General features: G+C 55.6%; 2 protein-coding genes. Both read left to right on the top strand.

Annotated elements, in window-relative coordinates:
- Nucleotides 1-627 (top strand): MBL fold metallo-hydrolase (locus tag WBM93_RS13965; RefSeq protein WP_424432473.1); only part of this gene is annotated, 627 nt, incomplete at its 5' end.
- Nucleotides 628-630: 3 nt separating this feature from the next.
- A complete protein-coding gene (locus WBM93_RS13960; protein ID WP_424432472.1) occupies nt 631-1,746 on the top strand; it encodes an FAD-dependent oxidoreductase in 1,116 nt (371 codons plus the stop codon).
- The last annotated feature ends 111 nt before the right edge of the window (nt 1,747-1,857 follow it).

The following is a 1,857-nucleotide window of genomic DNA, read 5'->3' as shown; positions in this document are numbered from 1 at the left end:
ATCTATGGTCCTCCGGGAACGAAGGAACTGGTTGATGGCCTGCTTGCCTCCATGGTACCGGGCGCAACCGCCAATTACGGCGTGCCGGGTGCTCCGGTTAAGGATCATCGGGCGGGCATTAAGGTGGTCGAGCTTCGCGATGGTGCCACTCTCGATGTTGACGGTATTAATGTGTCGGTACGCAGCAACACCCATTACAGTTTTGTTCAGGGCAGCGATTTGGAACAACGTTTCCAGTCTCTATCCTATCGCTTTGATTTGCCGGGACGCTCTATCGTCTACACTGGCGATACCGGGCCCAGCACAGCAGTTGAGGAACTGGCCAAGAATGTGGATCTTCTGGTTGCTGAAATGATGGACGTTCCCCTTATCGTTGGGTTGGTCAGGCGCAACAATCCCAATATGCCGGAGCCAGCAGCAAAGGCGATGGAAATTCATCTCAGCAAACATCACCTGCTTCCCAAAGATGTTGGGGAAATGGCCTCGCGCGCAGGCGTTAAGGCTGTCGTGGTGACGCACTTTGCTGGCGCGGAACCGAGCCATCCGAAATATTTCGAGTATATCCAGGCAATCGCTGAAAATTATGATGGCCCGGTGGTTATCGCAAACGACATGGATGTATATTGACCGATGGATGATCTGAATATCCTAGTGATTGGTGGTGGTATCGGCGGGTTGACCGCGGCGATTGCCCTGCGGCAGAAAGGCCATAGCGTCACGGTCATCGAAAGGGATCCTGACTGGTCGGTCTACGGTGTCGGCATCATTCAGCAGTCGAACGTCATCCGCGCGATGTCTGCATTGGGATTGCTCGACGATTATCTGAGCGCAGGTGTGCCGTTCGACAATATCGCGATTCACACGCCGGATGGCACCAAGGTTGCCGAGATTCCTGCACCGCGCTTGACAGAGAAATATCCTGCTAATGTCGGAATTGGCAGGCCCGCCTTGCACAAGGTTCTGGGTGACCGGACAAAGGCATCGGGCGCCGATGTTCGCCTGGGCGTCATCGCCAACGAGATTGATGATTTGGGCAATCGGGTTCGAGTCAGTTTCTCAGATGGAAAGACCGAGGAGTTTGACATCGTGATCGGCGCAGACGGAGTTTATTCGGACACGCGCCAGAAGATCATGCCGGATGCGGAGAAACCGGAATTTACCGGCCAGTCGGTATGGCGCTATAATTTCAAGCGTCCGGACGATCTCAATGCGCTGCATGTGTATAACGGTCCGACCGGCATCGGCCTGGTGCCGATCAGCAAAGAGCTGATGTACATGTATGTGACAACGCCGGAACCGGACAAGCCGGTCTATGAGACAGCGGGCATGGCCCAGACCATGCGCGAAAAATTGTCCGCCGCGCCGCCACAAATTCAGAAGCTGGCGGCTGAAATTACCGACGACGAAGGCGTTGTTTACCGCCCGCTTGAGCAGATGATGCTCTATGGTGACTGGCACAGTGGCAGGGTCGTGCTGCTCGGCGATGCGGTCCACGCGACAACGCCGCATCTGGGCCAGGGCGCTGGCATGGCGATCGAGGACAGTCTTGTTCTGGCCGATGAACTTTCCAATCACGATACGCCGGAAGCTGCCTTCAAGGCGTTCCGCAACCGCCGCTTCGACCGCTGCAAATATATCGTCGAGAAGTCACTGGCGATCTGTCACGGCCAGCTCGGAAAGGGACCGCCGGTCGATAACGCCGAAGCCACCCATGAGATGTTCGCGATCGTCTCCCAACCCATTTGATTCATCAAGATTGAGGACTGAGTAATGAGCCGAGTTACCGAAATTCGCTATGTCGGATACGGCGTCGAAGACTTCGACGCGGAGCGCAAATTCTATGCAGACGATTGGGGC

This window comes from Parasphingorhabdus sp., assembly GCF_049667325.1.
In the GTDB taxonomy this organism is placed as follows: domain Bacteria; phylum Pseudomonadota; class Alphaproteobacteria; order Sphingomonadales; family Sphingomonadaceae; genus Parasphingorhabdus.
This window is presented reverse-complemented; position numbering and strand designations above follow the sequence as displayed.

Coding starts and splice junctions, on each gene's coding strand:
- WBM93_RS13960 (WP_424432472.1), top strand. CDS start 631: ATGGATGATCTGAATATCCTAGTGATTGGTGGTGGTATCGGCGGGTTG.